The 21,298-nt window shown below is 67.8% G+C and carries 14 protein-coding genes; 4 read left to right on the top strand and 10 right to left on the bottom strand.

Features of this window, described 5'->3' with window-relative positions; translation table 11 throughout:
• The first annotated feature begins 44 nt into the window (after positions 1-44).
• The 4 genes from MOQ72_RS00365 to MOQ72_RS00350 all read left to right on the top strand — a co-directional run bounded on the left by MOQ72_RS00365 (position 45) and on the right by MOQ72_RS00350 (position 4,937).
• Positions 45-1,163: an NDMA-dependent alcohol dehydrogenase gene (locus tag MOQ72_RS00365; RefSeq protein ID WP_242179716.1), complete on the top strand. Its 1,119-nt coding sequence runs from the start codon at positions 45-47 to the stop codon at positions 1,161-1,163.
• Positions 1,164-1,291: 128 nt separating this feature from the next.
• Positions 1,292-2,605, top strand: coding sequence for an MFS transporter (locus tag MOQ72_RS00360; protein WP_242179714.1), 1,314 nt, complete (start codon positions 1,292-1,294; stop codon positions 2,603-2,605).
• Between the two features lie 208 nt (positions 2,606-2,813).
• A complete protein-coding gene (locus MOQ72_RS00355) occupies positions 2,814-3,008 on the top strand; it encodes an FxSxx-COOH-like cyclophane-containing RiPP peptide (protein ID WP_242179713.1) in 195 nt (64 codons plus the stop codon).
• 66 nt (positions 3,009-3,074) lie between these two features.
• Positions 3,075-4,937: an HEXXH motif domain-containing protein gene (locus tag MOQ72_RS00350; protein ID WP_242179711.1), complete on the top strand. Its 1,863-nt coding sequence runs from the start codon at positions 3,075-3,077 to the stop codon at positions 4,935-4,937.
• A gap of 19 nt (positions 4,938-4,956) precedes the next feature.
• Here the strand turns inward: MOQ72_RS00350 and fxsT are convergent, their stop codons facing one another.
• From fxsT to MOQ72_RS00300, 10 genes are all read right to left on the bottom strand, one after another.
• Complete coding sequence (fxsT, locus tag MOQ72_RS00345; protein WP_308197809.1) at positions 4,957-9,453, bottom strand: FxSxx-COOH system tetratricopeptide repeat protein; 4,497 nt, start codon at positions 9,451-9,453, stop codon at positions 4,957-4,959.
• 1 nt (position 9,454) lies between these two features.
• Positions 9,455-10,588, bottom strand: a complete 1,134-nt coding sequence (locus MOQ72_RS00340; RefSeq protein WP_242179707.1) for an AAA family ATPase — start codon at positions 10,586-10,588, stop codon at positions 9,455-9,457.
• Between the two features lie 17 nt (positions 10,589-10,605).
• Positions 10,606-12,387, bottom strand: a complete 1,782-nt coding sequence (locus MOQ72_RS00335; RefSeq protein ID WP_242179705.1) for a VMAP-C domain-containing protein — start codon at positions 12,385-12,387, stop codon at positions 10,606-10,608.
• Positions 12,388-12,672: 285 nt separating this feature from the next.
• Positions 12,673-12,945, bottom strand: a complete 273-nt coding sequence (locus MOQ72_RS00330) for a hypothetical protein (RefSeq protein WP_242179703.1) — start codon at positions 12,943-12,945, stop codon at positions 12,673-12,675.
• Between the two features lie 100 nt (positions 12,946-13,045).
• Entirely contained in the window at positions 13,046-13,729 is a 684-nt protein-coding gene (locus MOQ72_RS00325) for a Crp/Fnr family transcriptional regulator (protein WP_242179701.1), read from the bottom strand.
• A 209-nt stretch (positions 13,730-13,938) separates the two neighbouring features.
• A complete protein-coding gene (locus tag MOQ72_RS00320) occupies positions 13,939-15,516 on the bottom strand; it encodes an alkaline phosphatase D family protein (RefSeq protein ID WP_242179699.1) in 1,578 nt (525 codons plus the stop codon).
• Positions 15,517-15,742: 226 nt separating this feature from the next.
• Positions 15,743-16,786 (bottom strand): lytic transglycosylase domain-containing protein, encoded by a 1,044-nt coding sequence (locus MOQ72_RS00315; RefSeq protein WP_242179697.1) that lies wholly within the window; start codon positions 16,784-16,786, stop codon positions 15,743-15,745.
• Positions 16,787-16,825: 39 nt separating this feature from the next.
• The gene (locus MOQ72_RS00310) at positions 16,826-18,580 is read right to left on the bottom strand and encodes a PepSY-associated TM helix domain-containing protein (protein WP_242179695.1); all 1,755 of its coding nucleotides are present in this window, start codon (positions 18,578-18,580) and stop codon (positions 16,826-16,828) included.
• A gap of 48 nt (positions 18,581-18,628) precedes the next feature.
• Positions 18,629-20,413, bottom strand: coding sequence for a copper resistance CopC/CopD family protein (locus MOQ72_RS00305; protein WP_242179694.1), 1,785 nt, complete (start codon positions 20,411-20,413; stop codon positions 18,629-18,631).
• Positions 20,410-21,222, bottom strand: a complete 813-nt coding sequence (locus tag MOQ72_RS00300) for a DUF1775 domain-containing protein (protein WP_242179691.1) — start codon at positions 21,220-21,222, stop codon at positions 20,410-20,412. The genes MOQ72_RS00305 and MOQ72_RS00300 overlap by 4 nt, the downstream gene beginning before the upstream one ends.
• Between the last annotated feature and the right edge of the window lie 76 nt (positions 21,223-21,298).

Here is a 21,298-nt window from a genome sequence, read left to right as displayed (position 1 = left end):
TCCGCACTTGGGAACTCACCCAGTCAACGAAGACGGGAAGGGCCATGAGGACCAGAGCAGCCATCATCCGCGAGTCCGGCGAGCCCTGGGAGCTCGCGGATCTGGAGCTGGACGCGCCGCGCGAGGGTGAGGTGCGGATCAAGTTCGCAGCCTCCGGCATGTGCCACTCCGACGAGCACCTGCGAACCGGCGACAGCCGCTGCCGACTGCCGATCGTGGGCGGGCACGAGGGCGCCGGTGTCGTCGAGGACGTGGGGCCGGGCGTCACCCGCGTCGAGCGCGGCGACCACGTGGTCTGCTCCTTCATCCCGGCCTGCGGTACCTGCCGCTACTGCTCGACGGGCCGCCAGAACCTCTGCGACCAGGGCGCCCAGATGGCCACCGGGATGCTCTCCGACGGCACGTTCCGCTTCCACGACGACGCTGGCGAGGACCTCGGCGGGTTCTGCATGCTGGGCACGTTCTCGCGGCACGCGGTCGTTTCCCAAGCGTCCTGCGTGAAGATCGACGCCGACATCCCCTTCGAGGTCGCCGCGCTCGTCGGTTGCGGTGTCCCCACCGGATGGGGCTCGTCCGTCTACGCCGCCGGTGTCCGCACCGGCGACACTGTGGTCATCTTCGGTGCCGGCGGGGTGGGTTCGAACGCGGTGCAGGGCGCGCGGTACGCGGGTGCCCGCTACATCGTGGTGGTTGATCCCGTGTCGTTCAAACGGCAGAAGGCGCTCGACTTCGGCGCCACGCACGTCTTCGACAACGCCGCCGAGGCGCAGGAGGCGGTAGTCGAGCTGACCCGCGGACAGCTGGCGGACCACGCGATCTGCACCGTGGGTGTGCTGACCGCGGACGTCGTGTCGCAGGCCACCTCGATCGTCGGCAAGGGCGGTCAGGTCACCATCACCTCGGTGGGCCGCAGCACGGACACCCAGATCCAGCTCGCGGCCAACGGCTTGCTGGTCGGCTACCAGCGGCGGGTCCAAGGCCACGTGTTCGGGATGTGCAATCCGCTCTACGACATCCCGCGCCTGCTCGACCTGTACCGGATCGGCCGACTCAAGCTCGACGAGCTGATCACGCAGCGGTACGGCCTCGACGAGATCAACCAGGGTTACCAGGACCTGGACGACGGCAAGATCATCCGCGGGGTCATCGTCCACGAGGACTGACCGCAGGTCGCGCGGCACCTTCCGGCATCAGGCGAACCCGCGCTGCGGCGCGTGCTCCGGCAACTCTCGATCGAACTTCCCAACCGGTGTCGCAGCACCGTGCAAAGGCAACCCGAAGGAGGCTGGAAATGGCCGTCGGCAGCGTGGCAGAACACGATCGGGAGGATCGGCGAATCCGCACCCAGCGGCGCAGGATCCTGGTGTCCGGCACGATCGGCACCACCATCGAGTACTTCGACTTCCTGCTCTTCGGCCTGATCGCACCGGTGGTCTTCGAGGAGCTGTTCTATCCGAAGACCAACGCGCTGGTGGCCACGGTCGCGGTCCTGGGCACCTTCGCGGTCGGATACCTCGCCCGACCGCTGGGCGGCATCGTGTTCGGCCATTTCGGCGACCGCATCGGCCGCAAACCGGTCATGTTCATCACGCTGATCGTCATGGGCGCCTCGACCACGGCCATCGGCCTGTTGCCCACCTATGCCGCAATCGGCGTCGTCGCCCCGGTCCTGCTCGTGCTGCTGCGGTTCATCCAGGGCATCGCGCTCGGCGGTGAGACCGTGGGCGCGGTCATCCTGGCAACCGAGAGCGCGCCGGAGGGCAAGCGCGGCGGATACGCTGGCGTCATCCAGATCGGCGCGGCTGCGGGTTCGGTGCTGGCCTCGTTGGGTGCCGGTCTGGTGGCGGCGATGCCAGCCGACGACCGGATCTCCTGGGGATGGCGAATCCCGTTCCTGCTCAGCGCCGTGCTGGTCCTGGTCGGCGTGTACGTCCGCGCGAAGATCGAGGAATCGCCGGTGTTCAAGCAGGCAGCGGCGCAAACCCCGCGCAAACTGCCGCTGATCGCGGCGTTGCGCGAGGAGCCGAAGGCGTGCATCACCATCTTCCTCTGCGTGATCACCGAAACGAGCATGCTGCAGATCTTCACGGTCTACGTGCTGGTCTACGGAGCCCAGGAACTGCACATCGAGAACTCCGTGATGCTCATCGGCGTGCTCATCGGAAACGTCGTCGGCATCGTGGCGAACCCGCTGTTCGGCCGGATTTCGGATTTCGTCGGCCGCCGCATCATGATGGCGACCTCGTTGATCATCGGAGCGCTCTACGTGGCGTTCGTCTTCTTCCCGCTGCTGGCGACCAGGAACAACGCGCTAGTGATCCTGGCGATCGCGATCCCACCAGCGTTCATCCAAACGATGCTGTTCGCCACGGAAGGCAGCTTCTACGCCGAACTCTTCCGCAGCGCGACGAGAAGATTCTCCGGCCTGGGCGTAAGCCGCCAACTCGGAGGCGTGATCGGCGGCTTCTTCCCCCTGATAGCGGCATCCCTACTAGCGGCGACGGGAACGGTCTGGTCGGTGGTCGCCTACTACGCAGCCATCTCAGCGATCTCCCTAACAGCGGTCCTAACAGCCAGAGAAACCCACCGCGAAACCCTGGCCTGAGCAGACCAACGAACCCGGCAACGCGGAAAGCCCGAATCCGACGCGGAAAGAGCCCATTACCCAGCGGAAAGTCCTGAGCATTCAGCGGCAAACAGGCGGGGTCATGCTGCGGTACTGCGAGAAATCGGCTTCACATTGCGCGTGCAACAAGACATCATGGAAGCACGTGCCCACCCCCGCACGTGCCGGACACGAGGGAGCCGTCAACATGACCTTCTTCTCGGTTGACGCCGAACCGGGCGTCGAGTCGGAACTAATCGACCTCGAAATGGTCCCACTTTCAGAGCTGAGAACACTGAACCATGCGGCGCTGTACCGATCATTACGACACGTGGTGGAACGGGCAGCGGACATTGGGGTGACGGAATCGGGCACCAACGACGGCAAAGAGAGGGCCGATTGACTCCGCTGCTTCCCGCTGCGCTAGTTTCAGTCGGCGGACGTCCGGGCCAACCGTCGAGGAGCAGCCGTGCCCGTCGGCCGAGATAGTGTCCCGGAAGATGTCGCTCTCCACCGCCTGTCGTGGGCCGACTTCGATGACCTCGCTCGCGGTTCGGGTGGTGCCCGCACCGTTCGCCGGTTGCGTCGCGCGGAGCGCAGTCGGCGATTGCTCCTGCTGCGAGCACTGGTGGACGAGGTGGCCAAGGTTCCAGACCTGCGGGGACCGCTACCTTCCCCGGAATCGTCCTGGGAATTGCTGACGCGAGTCCAAGCGAAAGCGCCTAGAGTGCTTGATCTGATGCTCGCGCATCCCTACACGGGAAGTTGGGCCGGTTACACCACGCGCTTGTTCCACCACCAAACCACCGGGGTCTGTCCACTGTGGGTACACATCGGACATATACATGCGCTTGCCGCAGCGGCGGCGATCCGTGCCGGGCTTCGGTTCGAGACGTCGGTACCGGTGTGGCACGGCGGGGCGATTCTGCCGACCATCGGTCTAGCGCGTCTGCCCGCGCAGGCACGATTTTCGGTGGCCGACGTGCACGGCGAGAGCGGACGGCTGGAAATCCGCAGTGGGACGGCGTGTGTGCGCATACCGCCCGATCACTCCATGGACGCCCCAGGCTGGTGGGGTATTCGGCACATCTCGGTTCGAGCGCATGGCCAGGCGCTCGCGGTGCGCCTAGACGATATAGATCCCTACCGCGGGCTTTACGAGCCGGTGTTGCCGCAGCGGATCAGCACCACCGAGATGGACACGTGGCGAGGACTGCTCAAGGACGCCTGGCGCCTGATCGTCCAGCACCTCCCCGAAATCGCCGATGCCCTCAGCGCTGGTCTGAACTCACTGGTGCCACGCCCGGCGATTCCGTTCCGGGAGCCGAGTGCTTCCACCGGAGAAGCCTTCGGCAGCGCCATCGTCAGCCGACCAGCCGACGCAGTCGCGTTGGCCGCCATGCTCGTCCACGAGTTCCAGCACATCCGGCTGGGGGGCCTGCTCCACTTGACCAGGTTGCGGGAGGAGGATCCGCGGGAGCGGTTCTACGCGCCGTGGCGGGACGATCCGCGCCCAATGGCCGGAATGCTCCAAGGCACCTACGCGTTTTTCGGCGTCACCATGTTCTGGCGGGCGTTGGCGCACGCCGATCCGGGATTCTCAGATCGCCGTGCCGTATTCGAGTTCGCCTACTGGCGTGCTGTGACCTGGGGCGCACTCCAGGTTCTGCGGGACGATCCGGTTCTGACTCAGGCGGGGCGGCGGTTCGTCGACGGCATCGCCGAGCGGTTGGGCCCATGGCAGGACGAACCGATTCCCGCCGACCTGGCCGACATGGCCGCAGCCTTGGCCTCGGATCACTACGCCGGGTGGCGAATTCGGTATGTGCGACCGATCCCGGAAACCGTCGCGGCGGTGGCGGACGCTTGGCTGGCGGGGCGGCGACGCCTGGCCGGGATCCGCGTGGTCAGCGACCGGACGCCCACCCCCGTACCAGATGGTCCCTGGTCGCGGGCACGGACCGACCTGGTCCGCCTCGGCCTCGGCGAATCGGCGCCCAGCGCGCCAGCCGATTCCCACGGCCAACACATGCCGTCTGAAGTGTGGTCGACCGTTCCCGATGCGACGCCAGCGGATTTCGCTTACGCCAGCGGTCGCCTCACCGATGCCGTAGTCGGCTACCAGGCGGAACTGGCCGCGGACCCGGACCGCCCTGCCTCCTGGGTCGGGCTGGGCCTAGCCCTGTCCGGGTTGGGTGCGCGACCAGCCGCTCGGGCGTTGCTGACCTGTCCCGAACTGGTCCGCGCAGTGCACCGGAGAGTTCGAACTGGCGCGGCAAGCGTGACTGCGCCGGACGAGCTCGCCGACTGGATCGGACGTTTCCTCACCTGAGCCGGGCCAGCTGGCGAGATCACAGCGGCGGGGGATCGATGTCGCAATTGGCGCGAACGCCTCTAGCAGCACTTATCACGCCGGGGTGCGCTTCACCCAGCGCTCGGCGATAGCGGATCAGCACGTCGGCATGTTTGGACTCCGCCTCCTCGGTGCGGCCCAGGGCGCGGAGATCGAGAACGAGATTGTGGGTCGCCGCTAGGGTGGTGGGGTGCTCGATACCGAACACTCGTTCAGCACGTTCCGTTGCCTCCGTACCCAGCGTCAGGGCCGTCTCGACCTCCCCGAGCACGGCCACATCACTGGCTAGGTTGATCGCGGCCACCAAGGCGTGCGCTTGGTCCGGGCCGAACACCGCGCGGAACCGCTGGGCCGACCGTTCGTCGAGCTGCCGCGCGCTGTCGGCTTCGCCGAGCAACCGGAGCGTGACCGCAAGGTCAACGGCCGCGGACAGGGTGTGCGGGTGGTCCTCGCCGAGATTGCGGCGGAACTGATCGAAGATGTCTTCGCCGAGCGAACGAGCGGCCTGCAGCTCACCGGTTTGCCGGAGATCCATGGAGTGCGATACGGCGCAACTGAGGGTGCTCGGATGATCGGCACCGTAGCGGAAGCGGAACCGCTCCAATGCCTGACTGGACAGCTCCAATGCGCTCTGGTGCTCCCCGTTCTTGCGCGCCGCGATGGACAACTGGTGCTGTCGTAGCAGGGTCCTCACGTTGTCCTCGCCCAAGAGCTGCCGGGAGCGGTCGGCGAGGCGTTCCGCTTCGCCGTGGGCCCAGGCGTAGTCGCCCAGCTCAAGACGGTCCAGGATGAGCCCGGCGAACGTGGAGATGGCTTGCGAGCTGTCAAAGCCACGTACCTCGACCTGCCGCCGGTAGGTGTCTTCGTCCAACTCCCGTGCCCGCTGGAAGTCCCCGGCCAGCCGCAGGGTCACGGCCAGGTCGTGTGCGGCGGCGAGGGAAACCGGATCGTCGGCGCCGAACAGTCCCTTCGCCTTGCGGTAGGTTTGCTCATTCATGTCCCTGGCCGACAGGAATTCACCCTTGGCCTTCAAGTCAAACGCGACGGTGAGTTCCGCGTCCAGGGTTTCCTCGCTGTTCTCGCCGGAGGTCTGCTGGCGCAGGGCAAGCGTTCGCTGGTTGAGCTCCGCAGCTTCGGCGTATCGGCCCAGCTTGCACAGGTAGACACCCAGCTTGCCAGCCACGTGGAGCAACTGGGGGTCTGTCTCGTCCAACGTCGTCGACCATACGTCGAGGGCTCGCTGGCCCAGCGCCACGCACTCCTCGTGGTCACCCCAGAAGTACAGGTACTCCATCAAGTCGATGACCAACTGGCGCACCCAGGGGTCCTCGCATTCCAACACGTCCGACGCGTACGCATGCGGCAGGATGGCCTGGTATCGCGGCCATTGCGACGGGGTAACCGGGTCGTTCGGATTGAGGTTGGCCAGCAGCAGATGGGCACCGTGGCACATGTTCGCACGGCGCTGTGGTGGCATCCGGTCGCGGAGGACCAGTTGCACCAGCCGGTGCAACTGCAGGGTGTCATTTCGATGGTCGATCTTCGCCAGGCCATACCTGTTGATGTCGCGGATAGCCCGGCCCAGCCGGATCGGATCGCGCAACGCGGCATCCAGCTCCGGCGAGATCACCGTGCCACGGACGCCGGTGAACAAGCTGCGGGAGATCGGCTCCGGCGAGAAGAACGCGCACACCTGCAGGAGTTGGTGAGCGGCGGGGTTTCGAGACTCCAACTGGTCGAACGAGACGTTCCAAGCAGCTGCGAGCGGCACCTCGTAGTCGTTGGTTGCCGATGCGTCGAGGATCTCGGCGACCTTCTCGTCGAACACGCGCAAGTATTCGCTGACCGGCATGCCGGTCTCCGCTCGCCACGCGGCGGCCTGGGCTATGGCCAGCGGCAAGTCTCCCAACTTGTCGGCCAGCGCGTCGGCCTCCTCATCAGTGATCTCCGGGCCGCGGCTGTGCAACAACTCCTTGCTCTCCGCCCTCTCGAACAGTGTGACCTCCAAAGGGCGAGCTACTTCGGCCCAGTCGGGATTCCGGGATGTGATGAGGATTTCGCCCGGCCCGTTGGACGGGAAGAAGGGGCGTACCGCCTCCGGACTTTCGGCAGCGTCGAACACCAACAGCCATCTTCGAATGGGATGACCGCGCCGGAGCGCCTCCCGAACCGCGGGCACGGCCGTGTGGGCTTCGTAGCTTCCGGGCAGGCGCAGTGCCTGGGCCAGCTCGGTGAGCCCGGCGCGGATCTGGGAGGACTGCCCGGCCTGAACCCACCACACCAGGTCGTAGTCCTGCAGGTGGCGATATATGTACTCGACCGCGATCTGGGTCTTGCCGATGCCGCCCATGCCGTGCAGCGCCGCAGGCAGGATGGCGGTGGTGCCGCCAGCCGTCAATCGACCGTCCAACTCCGCAAGCGGATCTTCGCGGCCCGTGAAGATCGGATTGCGCGGCGGCACGTCGCCCCAGATCGGCGGGACGTCCTCCGGCCGCCGTTCACGGAGAATTCGGGCCGCCACAGTGGACGGTGGACTGGCCGGATCCTCCGCGTCGGTCGCACCCTCGCCCGTCTCAGTCGCCGACCGGACCCCCCAATCGTCCGGGGCCGGGATCGATGTTTGGGGGTCGTTCGTTGATTCGGTGCTCGAAAGTGACATTTTCTCACTCACCGTTTGGATGTTGCTGTCAAAAGCATCGGTCGATGAAGGGGCCGAATTTTCGACCGAAGGTGTATCTTCCGGTCGAGAGCTATGGTGGAGCAGCTCGTCCAACCTGCCCGCGCGAACGAGATAAGGCCCGGAAAGAGCGCGCATCAGTGCCCGCTCAATCTCCGTCTCTTGTGATAGACGAGGAATTGGCGTCGCATCAGGAGCGTCCAGGGCGTCGCGGAGCTGGCTGACGCCAGCGACGCGGTCGGCAAGAGCATCGGCGACGACACGCACGACGTGCGCAGTCTCCGAGCGGCGGGCGCCGCTGAGCAGGACTTCTCGGATCGGCTGGTCGAAATCGAAGCGAGCCGTTTCCCAACCTGCCACGTCGGTGGAGTTGTCCACGCGCAGCAAGCCGCTGGTGAACACCTCGGCCACGTGAGCAGGACCGGAATCCGGAACCAGTTCGGCCTGGATCAGCCGAGCGACCGGCACGCTGACCGGCACTGCGGCCAGCAACGTCGCGAGGCGGAACGCCGGCGGCGATGCCGAGCTGCGGAATTTCATGACGCGCCGCTGAGGGGACCCGATAACGTCGTCATCGTCACGGGCGGAAGTCTCGTCCTCGGCCGGTTCAGGCAAATGATCATGGGCGAATGTAACCACGGCGTCGGCGGATCGCGTCCGGTACCCCGCGACCAACTGCGCCCAGCGCGCCAGCCAGCGGGTTTCCAGCTCCAGGACCGGCACGGCGACCGCGTTGGCTGGCACCGGGTCGGGATCCAGCCAGGCGTCCGGTAGCTCGACCGTCCACTGTCGATTCGGTGCCACCGAGCGTGGCGCGGTCACTCTCGCACGCTGCGGGCGCAAGCCACCGCGACGCCAGAGCCGCTGCGGTAGCAGATGCGCGACCGCTACCGACATCGATGTGCCCCACTGAGCGAGCAATGGCGAGATCAGACCCTGCCGCCAGCACTCGCCGACGCCGTCGGTGAGGATGAGAACGACCCGCCGACCGGATGAATCGATCAGTTCCGCAGGGCTGCGGGTGGGCGTTTCCGTGGTAGCGCCGCGCAACAGCGGTGTTTCACGGGTGTCCAGCGAGCGTTGCTGGATCGAGCGGAACGCACCGAGCCGTTCCAGCGACGTGACGACAGCATTGATCGTCGAGCGCCACAGCGCCATAGACGGGTTGGTGTCCACGACCAGCGTCAAATCCAGCCAGCGCGTCATGTTCGGCTGGGTCATAGGCAACCACAGCCCATCTTCAACGGCCCGCTCGGCGGTCGCCTCCTCGTCCAGAAGCGCATCCTCCGGGTGCGGGGAACGAACCTGGCGTTTGAACGGCCGCAATGCGCGGGCGATGTTCGGCCCGGCGGCCCGTGGGCGGAACGCAGGTCGTGCGGTGTTGTCGAGCCGAACAGGGGCTCCGCCAACGGGTTCCGGCATCTCGGCCGACCGACTGGCCGTCGGCTCGACGTGGATGTCGTCGTCATGCTCTGCGGTGGTGTGCTGTTCAGAACTGTAGCCCGCGTCCTCGCGTTGGATGGACCGCTGTTCGGGTTCGGTCGATGCTCGGTCGTCTCGGCCCGATTCCGCCGTGTGGTCCGTACCCTCTGCGTATTGCGCAGCTGGGTGCGGTTTCTCCCCGTTGGGTTGCGCGCGGTCGCTGGTTCGCTGCCATCGCCAGGCGTACTGGGTGGCGGCGGTCAACCAGACGGCATCCGCCAGATCGGACCAGGCGAGATCATCGGTTCTGAGGCGCTGGGTGGCTGCGGAGCCGTCTGGCGTCCGTCCCGCCAACCGGGCGGGACCTGCCGACTCCGAGTCACCTTCGGCGCGCACGTCACGTTACCGAGGTCAGTTGCCGCCACAGTGCGTCCAACAACCGCGACCACGAATCGTCGTCGTGGTAGGCGCCCGAGGTCGCCAGGTACACCGCGTCGAGCAGCTTGTCGGCTGGCAGGCCACCTCCATCCGCCGCGCGGTCGAGGAATTCCTGGATCATTCGTTGCCGCTGCTCGTCGTCGGAATCGGCGAGGTGTGCGGCCACCATCGCGGCGAGTTGCTCGATGGTGGGCTCCTTGATCGTCAGCCGCAGGCAGCGGCGCAGGAACGCCTCCGGGAATTCCCGCTCCCCGTTGCTGGTGATCACGACCATCGGAAAGGCACGGCAGCTCACCCGGCCGTCGACGACAGTGGCCGTCGTACCTGGGTCGTCGGCCAGCACGGTCACCTCGGGCGATCGGTCCCGCATCCGCTCCAGCTCCGAGATGGTGAACTGGCCGTCCTCGAAGATGCTCAGCAGGTCGTTCGGCAGGTCCACCTCGCTCTTGTCCAGCTCGTCGATCAGCAGGACGCGAGGAAGCTCGGCGGGCAGGAACGCCGTCCCCAACGGTCCGAGTCGCAGGAACTCGCCAACTGGCGGTTCCGCGAGGGTCATCGCGCGATCCGCGCTCAGCGACGAGGTGTCCGCGTCCACGCCCCACCGCGCCAACGCCTGCCGCGTCGCGGCGGCCTGCGCGCGTCCTATGGCGTCGTAGGCGTACAGACCCGAATTCAACGTGGTGCGGCTCGTGATCGGCCACCTCAGCACCCGGCCCAGTCCCAATTCCCGGGCGATGCGGTACGCCAGGCTCGACTTCCCGGTGCCGGGCCGACCGGTGACCAGCAACGGGCGGCGCAAGTACAGCGCCGCGTTCACCATGTCCACCTCGTGCGGGTCGACATTGCGTTCCGACAGGTGCGACTCCGCACCGAGCCGACGCCGAGCTTCACCGTCGTCCGGCGGAGGCACATCGCGCACGGCGATCGGGCCGCCGCCGAAATCCCGCCAGGGCGGCGGAGCCGGGAGGACGTCGGTCAGCCGGATGTCGCGCAACGGGCGGCCAGTACCGCGGTAGATCCACCAACCAGGCGTGCCGAAACTCGGCGACTGCCGCTGTGCCGCGCCGCCGTCGGGGTGCTCGTCGATGCCCATTCGAGGCGTCCCTCTGCCTAGCCCGCGAGCTCGTCGGGGGTCAACAAACGCCCAGGATCATCCCACAGCACAACCATTTCCTGCACCGCCTTGACATCGAACGGAGTAGGCGAATCGAGGTGCGCATCCCGCCGGACGGTATGGGTTCGGGGCGGCAGATCACCCAAGCCGCCCTCTTTGGCCAACCATTCGACGATCTCCCGCAAGCTTTCCGAATCGTCGCGACGATGCCACAGCACTGCTGGCAAACCGGACCGCAGAGCGGACATCAACTGGTCACCGCTGCGGGGTTCTGGCTGCGGGGCTTCGGTGAGCACGATCGCCGCACACCGCTGTTCCCTCTCCAGCACGGCATCGATAGCGTGCGGGCTGTCCGGGCCAGCCGGACGGGCGAAGTGGACTTCCGCCTCCCACGGGTCTTCCCGCATCGTCTGCCAACGGCGTTTCCACACCCGGTGCCAGTAGTCGGACCTCATCCGTTCCAGCGAACGCACCACGACCGGGTAGTCCAGGCACAACGGGCGCGGTACTCCCGACTCGTGCTCCTTGCGCCACAGGTGGACGGGAAGGCTCAGCAGAGCTCGGGGCAGGACGACCTCTAAAGCCACGGTGCCCGCGTGGCCTCGCCACGCCCGCTCGGCGTCGAGCACCAACTCATCGACCCGCCGTTCGATCTCGTCGCCCCGGACCGTACGAATGTCGCCACGCGCGGGCGGCCATTCGTCGGGATCATCCTGCCGCCAATGCGAAACCACGAAACGGTCCGGATCGATCCCATCGTGCTGCACGACGATCATCAGATGCAGCCGGGCATCAGCCGTGATCGGCTCGGTGTTGGTTTCCCGAAGCTTCGCGAGTTCGGAGCTGAGCTGAAGACGCTGAGCCTGTGTGTCGTTCCATTCCCGAAGGCGAGCGCGCAGCGAGCTGTCGGGGACCTGCCGCGCCAGGAGTTCGACGAATGACAGCGCTGGCGGAAACCCATCGGCACCCGCGTTGAAATCAGCCAAATACGCCAGGACCTCCCATGCGCTCGCACCGGGCGGCGCGGGCGGCACGCCCGGTCCCGCAGCTCGGCGCAGCAGCGTCGGCAGCTGCGGGACCACGACCTCGCTCAACGATTCCCGCAACTGGCTCAGGTCGTCGTCTGGCAGGAGGTCGAGGACGCGGTGCGGTACGTCCCGTTCCACCGACACCGGTTCGGAAGTCGTCGTCTCACCCGTGGAGCCGGACAGCCGCAACCACGCGACGGTGCTGGTCTCCTTGACCACCACGGAAATCTGCCGGAACACATCGGGCTCGGCCGCCTGGTCGTGCTCGATCACGTTCCGGAAGAAATCCTCCGACGCGATCAGGGCCAGCGCGCTGCCCGTCCGCGCCAACGACTTCTTCGCGTCCCGCGCGTCGAGAATGCGGGCCGCGAAATTGATTGCCGGGCTGACCTTTCCATTGGGACTTTGCCGGACATCACCGGCGTGCAACGCGACCCTGAGCTGCATGACCGCCGCGTCGGAATGCACCGCGTTGTGTCGGCGCAGCCCGGCGAGCAGCCTGTTCCACAACTGATCGGCCAGCCTGATCCTGGGGATGTTCGGGGGCACCAGGATTATCTTCCCGTCGCCGCGATCCTCCACCTCGCACGAGTGCCATCCGACGTCCGCCTCGTCGAAGGCCCGCTCCAACAACTCCTCAAGACCGCGATGCACGGCGAGCTGACCGAGGAACTTCCGGCTCGCATCGCTGAAACTCGCGACATCGACCAGCACGATGCTCCGAAATTCCGCCTCTGAGTACTGCGGCATGAGACCCCCTCCCAACCCGCGATACCCGTGCGCCGTCTCCCCCCGTGACTCCGATCAGCGCTGGCAACAGCCCCGGCGCAACACATCGGCCTGCCACGCACTGTATCGCGGCAGTAGGCCCGCAGGTGATCCGTTTGATCTTCGATTTGGCAAAGCCAACGCCTCCGGCCGGTCCAATCGACATCCGCCGTCTGCTCGCCGACCGGCCGCGCGAAGGCGTGCGGAAAGCAGCGCGGACGCACCACTTTCCACCGGTCGAGTACTGCTGCCGCTGAGCATCGGCAGCTACGACGCCTCCTGCCATGCCGAGATCACCGCGATCACCGCGGCAGCCATCACCGCGGCCAGCGCCGCTTTGGCCATGCCGTCGGGTTGGATGTGCACCAGGACGATGATCAGCCCCCACAGCTGCACGACGGTGAACAACGCGTTCCACAGCAGCGTCGACGGGCTCCGCCGACGACGATGGCGTCCGGTGGTCTCCTCTTTCGGCATAGCGGGCATCGACGTCGTCCCTGGAGCATCCGAGCTGGTGTGCTGCGAACTACTTCTTGCCATGTCCGTCAACCTCCTCCTCGAAAGGCCATGACAGACATGTACGGCAAACCGCTGCCGCCTACTGCGTCACCTGACTCATTGGCCGAAAGCCGTTCGAGGATCAGGAAACGAGCCGTTTCAATTCCTCCAGGCGGAGGATTGTCACCCGCCTGCGGCCGGTCTTGATCAAACGCTGACGCCGCAACCCACCCAGCACGCGCACCACGGACTCCCGGGACGCCGCGACCAGACCGGCCATGCTCTTCTGCGTGAGCGGTATCGAGATCGTGACGCCGTCCCCGGCCGTCACGCCGTACCGCGACGCGAGCTCGATCAGCAGGGCCGCCACGCGTTGTTCGACCAACCGACCGCCGTGTTCCGCCCGTTGACGGCTGATCTCCCGCAATCGCTCCACGATCACCCGCAGAACCGTCCACGCGAGCCGAGATCTGGACTGGCACAGCGCGTTGAACCGTTCGACGGGAACCACGATGGCCTCGACGAGGTCGAGCGCCCGCATCGTCGCGGAGCGCGGTTTGCCGTCCAGCGCGGCGAACTCGCCCACGATGTCACCTGGTCCGCGAACCGCGAGCACGCCCTCGTAGCCGGTGGCGACGTCGGTGACGATCTCGATGCTGCCCAGCAGCAGGACGTAGACGTGCCGGGACGAATCCCCCTGCCTGCACAGGGATTCACCGGGCTCGAACCGGCGAACCGTCCCGGCCTGGCGCATCAGCACCCGCTCCGCCGGATCCAGCATCGCCCAGAACGTGCCGCGGTGAGTTTCGGCGTGGGTATCGCCCATACGCGCCCCTGTCGCGGGATGATCTCGGTATGCCAAGGATGCTCATCCCGCTGGCGCCGGACAACCGTCCGAACGCGGGCGATGGAACGCAGGTGGCGGCCCTCCGAATGGCGGCCTCCCTGGTCCTGCCGCCCGCTGGCTGTTGAGCCGCGTTCCCGTGCGGTGTGCGTGCGCAACTGGGCAGGGGTCGGTTGCGCACGCACCCGTGGTCAGACTTGGACGGCGCCTGGGCGGCCGTTTTCGATCACGAAGCGGGCTCGGTCGCGGATCGGGGCACCAGCGGTGTTCACGTAATCCACGATCCGGTAGTCCGCCGTCCACTCCGTCGGTGTGATGACGTTGCGGACGTAACCGCGGTTGCGGTTGATGAACTTGATGTGCGGGTTCTCCTGGAGTTGGACCAGATCGCCGGGGTTCTGGTCGATCCCGTTGCCACCCGAGGTGATGGAGGTGCCGACCAGCTCGCTGGCCACCGTCGCCGAGGCCGGGTCGTCGAAGTCGGCCTTCACGTCCGCGACGTAGTTGGCGTGCACGTCACCGGTGATCACCACCGGGTTGGACGCCTCGGCCAACCGGTCGCGCACCAGGTTGCGTTCCACCAGGTAGTTGTCCCAGGCGTCGTCGCTGAAGGAATCGGCGTCACCCGCGGTGAAGTCGCGCTGCGAGAAGAACACCTGTTGCGCCAGGACGTTCCAGCGCGCGGTCGGGCCAGCCAAGCCGCGCAGCAGCCATTCCCGCTGGTCGGTGCCCAGGATCGTGCGCGAGGGGTCCGCGCGCTGGTCGGCCGGGACCTGGTCGCTGCGGAACTGGCGGGTGTCCAGCAGGTGGACGTCCACCAGGTCGCCGAAGGTCAACCGGCGGTTGATGCGGATGTCCGGCCCCGTCGGACGCTGGGCGCGGCGCAGCGGCATGTGCTCGTAGTACGCCTGGAACGCTTGGGCGCGGCGCTCGCGGAAGACCGCCGGGTCCTGGTCGGGCTCGGTGTCGACCTGCGAGATGTCCCCGGCCCAGTTGTTCTCCACCTCGTGGTCGTCGAAGACGACCGCCCACGGGAACGCCGCGTGCGCGGCCTGCAGGTTCGGGTCGGACTTGTACTGGCCGAGCCGGGTGCGGTAGTCGGCGAGGGTGAAGATCTCCCGCGCGGGCACGTGCGGGCGCCCAATGCTGCCCGCGGCGTTGCCCTCGTAGATGTAGTCGCCGAGGAAGGCGACCAGGTCGAGGTCTTCCTCGGCCATGTGGGCGTAGGCGTTGTAGTAGCCGTCCGGGTAGTTCTGGCAGCTGGCGAAGGCGAACGCGAACCGGTCGAGGCGCGCTCCCGAACGCGGCGCGGTCTTCGTGCGGCCGACCGGGCTGAGCTCGGCACCGGCGCGGAAGCGGTAGAAGTACTCGGCACCGGGACGCAGCCCGGACACCTCGACGTGCACCGAGTGCGCCGATTCCGGCAGGGCGAGCTCGGCCCCGGCGGCCACGATGTCGCGGAACTTCTCGTCCGCCGCGACCTGCCACTGCACCGGCACGATCTGGTCGGGCATACCGCCGAGACCGTCTTCGGCGAGCGGGTTCGGGGCCAAGCGGGTCCACAACACCACACCGTCCGGCACGGGGTCGCCGGAAGCCACGCCGAGCGTGAACGGCGCGCGGACGGCCGCAACGCCCGCCCCAGCGGCGTTCGCGGCAGTGCCGAGGCCGGTGGTGCTCAGGGCGGCCGCGCCGATGGCGGCCGTACCGGCCAACAGGACCTGGCGGCGGGACGGGGTTGACTCGCGGGGACCGAGATTGTCTGACATGTGCCACCTTTTCAGCGGTGTGCCTCCACACGGAATGGAGAAAGGCGGACAAACCGTAGTTTCGCCAGATGGACGGCAGGCGAATCACCGTTGATCGGCCGATGTACCAACGGGATCGCCGCGGGGCACTGGTTGGCCCCGGAGCCTCGACTGACAATCTCGAAGTCTGTTCTTGGGGCGGCGGTGGGGCGATTTCGCGCGAAATCGCCAGCTCCACCACCCTCCGCTACCAGTTATGTCCTCCCCGCAGCGGTGGCACCTGGTGGATCGGTGCTGTTCCGACAACCAGGTCGAGCACCGGCTCCACTCGGCACAGCATCCCGTGGACGGTGCGGACCGGGTCCTGCGCCGGGCACTTGTCGGGCGGCGCTGGGCCATCATCCTGGGGCGGTTGAGCCGGATCGGGTGACGGCTCAGCGGCACCGGTGTGATCGGGAGAGCCATCGTTGGCAGCGGGTGGCGGGCCCGCGGCGAGTTCGTGCCGCGGATCAGCTGTCTCGGGGTGGTCGGGCATCGCATGTCCGCCCCGCTCGTACGCTCGGATCCATTCCGTCACGACGTACCCGTACTGCGTGGAATGGTTGTACCGCAGCAGGGCTGCGCGAAGTCCGTCCGCTGTGGACAGATCGGTGTTCCCGGCGCAGAGGTAGCGGCCCGCTGCCAAGGTCGAGTCGAAGACGTTCTGCGGATCCGCCCGGCCGTCTTCGGAGCCGTCAGCTGCCCACTTCGCCCAGGTCGACGGGATGAACTGCATGGGTCCGGCGGCGCGAGCCCAGCCGTCGTCGTCGCGGATCGCCGCCTTGTCGCCGGTCCCGTCCAGTTCCGGGCCGTAGATCGGTGCCCGCATGTCACCGCGGGCCGTCACGTTCCCGTTCCTCGCGTGGTTGGATTCGACCCGCCCGACCCCGGCGAGCACCGACCAGGTGAGTCGGCAGCCGGGATCGGTCGCGGAGACCGAGTCGGCGGCGCGCCGGTAGGCGGACAGGACCGTGGTTGGAATTCCGAATGCGGATGGCCGACTCGCGGTCTGCTGCGGCTCGGGAACGGAGTTCGCCTGGACCGGGAAGTCCGGCGGCAGCTCAAAGTACAGCGGGGCGCCGCGCTCGGCCGGAGCAAGCGCGGGTGGGGGCGGGCCGACGCCGCGCGCCGCGTCGCCGACATCGACCTCCCGGACCACGCCGTCCAGTCCGGCCAGCGCTAGCACCCCGACGAGCAGCACCGCGCGGTTCCTGAGGTTCTTCCAGCAATCGTGTTCGTCGGGCAGAAACACGCCAGGTACCTCCGTCTGAAGAATTCGTGCACCGGTCGCCTAGCGATTCGCGGTTCCAGCGCGTCGCCGCCGGACCGCGTTGATCACGCTGTCGAGGGCGACGAAAGCCACCAGGCTGATGCCTAGCACCGGCAGCACCCAGCTCAGCGCGACGACGGTCAGCAGGACGAGAACCAGGGCCGGGCGCGACAACTGGCGCCACACCGGGGGCGGCAGGGCGGCCCACTTCCCCCGGTACGGGTTGTGCACCCACCACATGCGGTAGCCGAGTCCGATCAGCACGAGGAGCCCGATCGCCAGCACCGCCAAGAGGAGTTGGTTGGCAAGTCCGAAGAGCGTGCCGGTGTGGAACTCCGCGCTCAACGTGGTCAGCTTCGCCGCGAAGGAGTAGTCCGCCCAGCCGATCCGCTCGGCCACCTGTGCGGTGTAGGGGTCGATCGCGATGCTGTCCCGCTGGATGGGCAGCCCCACCGAGCGTTCCGCGACGGTGAACACGCCGCCGTCCCCGTTGGGCGGGGTGACGATCACCTCGCCGCCGAGGCCCGCTGCCCTGGCCACGGCCAGCGCGTGGTCGATGCTGATCCGCACGGGGCTCGCCGACGCCGGAAACGTCGGCGACACCAGCAGAACCGGAGACGACCCCAGCGGAATCGAGGGCAGTTCTGGTGGGATCGAGGGCAGCAGCGGGGGAACCGTCGGCAGCAGTGACGGGCGCTCCGGCTCTCGCGAAGGAGTTTCCGGCGTCGTCGGCTCCGGTGGGGTCGTTCCGGGCACCGTCGTGGTTTCCGGCACCGACGGCGGCGTTTCCGGCGTGCTCGACGGCGGTTCCGGTTCCGCAGTGGAAGTTTCCGGCACTCCCGCTGCCGCCTCCGACGTCGACCGCGGGGTTTCCGGTAGCAGCGACGGCGTCACCGGAGGCGGGACTTCCGGCATCGCCGACGGACTCGTCGGCACCTGCACCGGCGCCGCGGTGAGCGTCGGCGCCCGGAGGTGCAGCGGGTTGGCCGCCTGGTCCGACCTACCTCCCGCGAACTGGGAAATGGCCAGGCCCGTGACGCCGAGGACGAGCAAGCCGACGGCCAACCACAGCCCGAGCGGTCCGTGGACGCCGCGCAGCCGCGCCCATCCTTCAGGGGCACCGCGCTGGGTGGGCACGAGCAGCTCGCGCCACGTCACGCGCTTCCGGCGACGTGGCTGGGCCAGCCAAACCACCAGGCCGCCGAGGATGATGAGCGGCAGCCAGCTCGCGGCCAACTCCGCGTAAAGCCGTCCCGGCTCCCCCAGGTGCAAGTTGCTGTGCAGCTGGCGCAGCCAGACATTGGCGGGCAGAAGGTTGCCGACCGTGGTCAGTTCGCCGTTGATGTAGTTCGTGTACGGGTCGACGAACACCGTCCTGCCCTCGGCACCGTCACCGACGCCCCGCAGGCCGGGGACCGACAGCACGACCTGGGTGGTACGGCCTGGCCCGGACGGCGTGATGACCGACCGCAGGGCACCTTCCGGATGCGCGGCCAGCGCCGCCCGCACCTGCTCCGACACCGGCCGCGGAGAGCCGTCGGGCTCGTTCGCGTACAACTGGGAGTGGTACAGGTCATCGTGGATCTGCGGGCTGAACGCGTAGACGAGTCCTGTCAGGCACAACACCGCCAGGAAAGGTGCGACCGCGATCCCGGCCAGGAAATGCACCCGACGAGCGAGCAGCCGGACGGCAGTAGCCGCGCTGGTCCGGGGCTGCTTCGCGTTGGCTTTGGCAACGGGCGGGCGGGTTTGCCGATCGGTACCGGGCGAGGACACGGCATCTCCTTGGGATGTCGAGCAGGCGGGCTGGGGCTGGGTACGACGTCAGGCGACGCCGACCACGCCGTAGAAGGTCTGCTGCTTCCCGTCGATCGACCGGGCCGTCAGCGCGAGCTCCCATTGGCCGCTGCTCGGCAGGCGCACCGAACCAGCCGAGTAACCCGCTGCCACCTTCCGGAGCGGAACCGGCACCGGCTTGTCGGACCGCGTCGGCGGGTTGAACACCGCGGTGATCGTCAGGTCGTCCTTGACCTCGCCCGCCAGGTCGAACGCCGAGACGTGCAGCGCCCTCTCCCCCGCCGCCGGGACGACGATCAGGTCCAACGAGCCCTGGCCGTCCCGTCCCCCGGTGTCGAACGCCAGCCGAGCAGGCGGTGCCTGTTGCCGGTCGGCGGCGGGTTCGGCCCGCGCGATGCGGCTGGGCTGCCCGACGCCGAGCGTCGTCGTCGCGGCCACGACCGCCGCGGCGATTCCCGCCTGGGCCAGCACCAGTCCGCGCAATCGGCTCGGCACTCCGGCGGGCAAACCACGCTTGGCGCGGCGTTTTTCCGCTGCGCCAACGGATTCCGGTTCGTACAGGTGTTGACCCAGACGCCAGTATCCGACCAACCCGGTCCAGGCGAGCACCAGGACGAGTGCGATTTTCGCGACCCACAGCCAGTCCGCTGGGGTGCCCAGCGCGGTGAATCCACCGACCTGCTGCCAGATCTGGTACGCGCCAGTGGCCACGAGCACACTCGCGCACACCAACGCGGTGCGTGCGAACCTAGTCCCGATGGCGGGGAGGTCGGCGACCACATCCTTGCGCCGCAGCACCGCGCCGAACATCACCAAGCCGCCAGCCAGCACCGCCGCAGCTGTGAGATGGATGGCGTCGACCACGACCGAAAGCGGCACCAACGGCCCCACCACGCTGTGGCTGGCAAAGCTCCACGTGGTCGCCAATGCCGCCGCGCAGCCCAGGACTGAACCACCGCCAAGCAAACGCGAGCGCACGGTCTGCGCGGGCGCGCTGGACATGAACTGCGCGAGGCCGATCCCGGCCAGGGCGAGCACGGCGAACCGGGCGAGCAACGTGGCGCCCATCTCGGACTGCAACGTGCCCACCATGAGTCCTAAGTGGAAGGTTTCGGTCAGCGGTGCGTTGGCCGCGTACGGCCCGTAGGTCACCGCGACCGCGAGCGTGGCCACGAAGAGCCCGACCCACGAGTACCCGACGAGTCGACGAGCAGCTGTGCTGTCGACAGCTCTCGGCCAGACCATCGCGACGAACGCCACCGTGCCGACGAGCAGCGCCAACGCGGCGAGCGCGCCGAACTGGGCCACCGCGAAGCCGATCGTCGCGACCGTGCTCGGCCCGGCGTCGAGTCGTGGAGCAGCTGGCACCGGGCTGCGGGATGCCAGGTCGAAGGTGAACGTTCCGCCAACCGAGCCGAGCTGGTTGGTCGGCACGCGCCACGCCACGTGGTACGTGCCAGCGTATTTCTGCTTCGGGATCGGCACCGAGATGGTGTCCGCGCGGCCGTCCGGGTGGGTGGGTCGACCCGGGTCGAACTCCCGGTCGTAGGGGTCGGTCATGCGTACCACGGCCAATCCGGCGGGAACCGGCCTGTCGAAGCTCAGCAGCAGGTCGTCCGGCCGAGCCGTCGCGCCGGCGCCGGGGGAAGTCGACCGCAGCACGGGAACATCGGTGGACACCGGCGCGGCCACCGCCAGCAGCGTCCCCCAGCAGGCCAGCACCAGCAGCACCCACGCGATCATCCCGCCGGTGATCGCCGACCCGCGGGTGCCGGTGCTCCCGGTTCGGGGGCGTTGTTCAACGAGCGTCATCGGTCAACCACCTCCACGGCGTTCGGCTGCTCGACGTCATCGGGTTCGCTCGTCGGCAGGGCTTTCGCTGCTGGCGCGGGTGTTGGGCGTCGGCGCCGGTACTCCCAGAACCCGACGAGGGCGATGATCGCCGCGCCGAGGCCGAGAGCACCGACCAGCAGGCCGCTGTTGGTGTCGTCCCCCACCTCCCTGGCCTGGGGTCGATCCGCTGGTCCTGGCGGCGGGGTGCCCAGGTCGGCGGCCACCGGCGGAGGCGGAGCGCCGGGCGCGGTTCCCGAGTCGATGACGATCACCGGAGCACCGGGGGTGGTCCGGCCGCCATCGCTGGTCCAGCGTTCGACGGCACCGTCGCCGAAGGTTTGCGTCGCCTCGAACACCATTCGGCCACCAGCCGGCAGCGGACCCATCGTGATGAGGAATGGTTCGAATTGGCGGGGTCCGACGGGGCCACCTGCCAGGACGATCGAACCGACGACCTCGTCGATCACCCGATCCCCCACCCTGACCGGCGGATCCAGCGGACGGGGTGTGATGGTGGCGGTCCATCCTCGGACCGGGACGACCTCGACGAACGCGATGGGCACGTCGTGGGGGAAAACGAGTTCCAGCCGGTTGCTCGTGGTATCCGACCGTTCGTTGGCCAGTCGGAAGGCGAAGGTCTCGGTACCGCCGCCCCGCACGGTGTCGGGCACGATGGAGACGCGGGCCGCGGCGGGTGGGGCCAGGGCCAGCGAGCCGAAGGTTGTCACCAGCACCGCCACGAGCAGCCCGGCCAAGCGGACGGGGAAGCAATTCGGACGATGAACCATGGGATCTCCCGGGATGTCGCAGCCTGGGACCGGGCGAGGAAAACCCCGGCCCCAGGCGCGATTTCACCTGCTGTCG

It is taken from the genome of Saccharopolyspora soli (assembly GCF_022678645.1).
In the GTDB taxonomy this organism is placed as follows: Bacteria; Actinomycetota; Actinomycetes; order Mycobacteriales; family Pseudonocardiaceae; genus Saccharopolyspora; species Saccharopolyspora soli.
This window is presented reverse-complemented; position numbering and strand designations above follow the sequence as displayed.

Coding starts and splice junctions, on each gene's coding strand:
- MOQ72_RS00325 (WP_242179701.1), bottom strand. CDS start 13,729: ATGGGCGATACCCACGCCGAAACTCACCGCGGCACGTTCTGGGCGATG.
- MOQ72_RS00330 (WP_242179703.1), bottom strand. CDS start 12,945: ATGGCAAGAAGTAGTTCGCAGCACACCAGCTCGGATGCTCCAGGGACG.
- MOQ72_RS00335 (WP_242179705.1), bottom strand. CDS start 12,387: ATGCCGCAGTACTCAGAGGCGGAATTTCGGAGCATCGTGCTGGTCGAT.
- MOQ72_RS00300 (WP_242179691.1), bottom strand. CDS start 21,222: ATGGTTCATCGTCCGAATTGCTTCCCCGTCCGCTTGGCCGGGCTGCTC.
- MOQ72_RS00355 (WP_242179713.1), top strand. CDS start 2,814: ATGACCTTCTTCTCGGTTGACGCCGAACCGGGCGTCGAGTCGGAACTA.
- MOQ72_RS00320 (WP_242179699.1), bottom strand. CDS start 15,516: ATGTCAGACAATCTCGGTCCCCGCGAGTCAACCCCGTCCCGCCGCCAG.
- MOQ72_RS00305 (WP_242179694.1), bottom strand. CDS start 20,413: ATGACGCTCGTTGAACAACGCCCCCGAACCGGGAGCACCGGCACCCGC.
- MOQ72_RS00365 (WP_242179716.1), top strand. CDS start 45: ATGAGGACCAGAGCAGCCATCATCCGCGAGTCCGGCGAGCCCTGGGAG.
- MOQ72_RS00360 (WP_242179714.1), top strand. CDS start 1,292: ATGGCCGTCGGCAGCGTGGCAGAACACGATCGGGAGGATCGGCGAATC.
- MOQ72_RS00340 (WP_242179707.1), bottom strand. CDS start 10,588: ATGGGCATCGACGAGCACCCCGACGGCGGCGCGGCACAGCGGCAGTCG.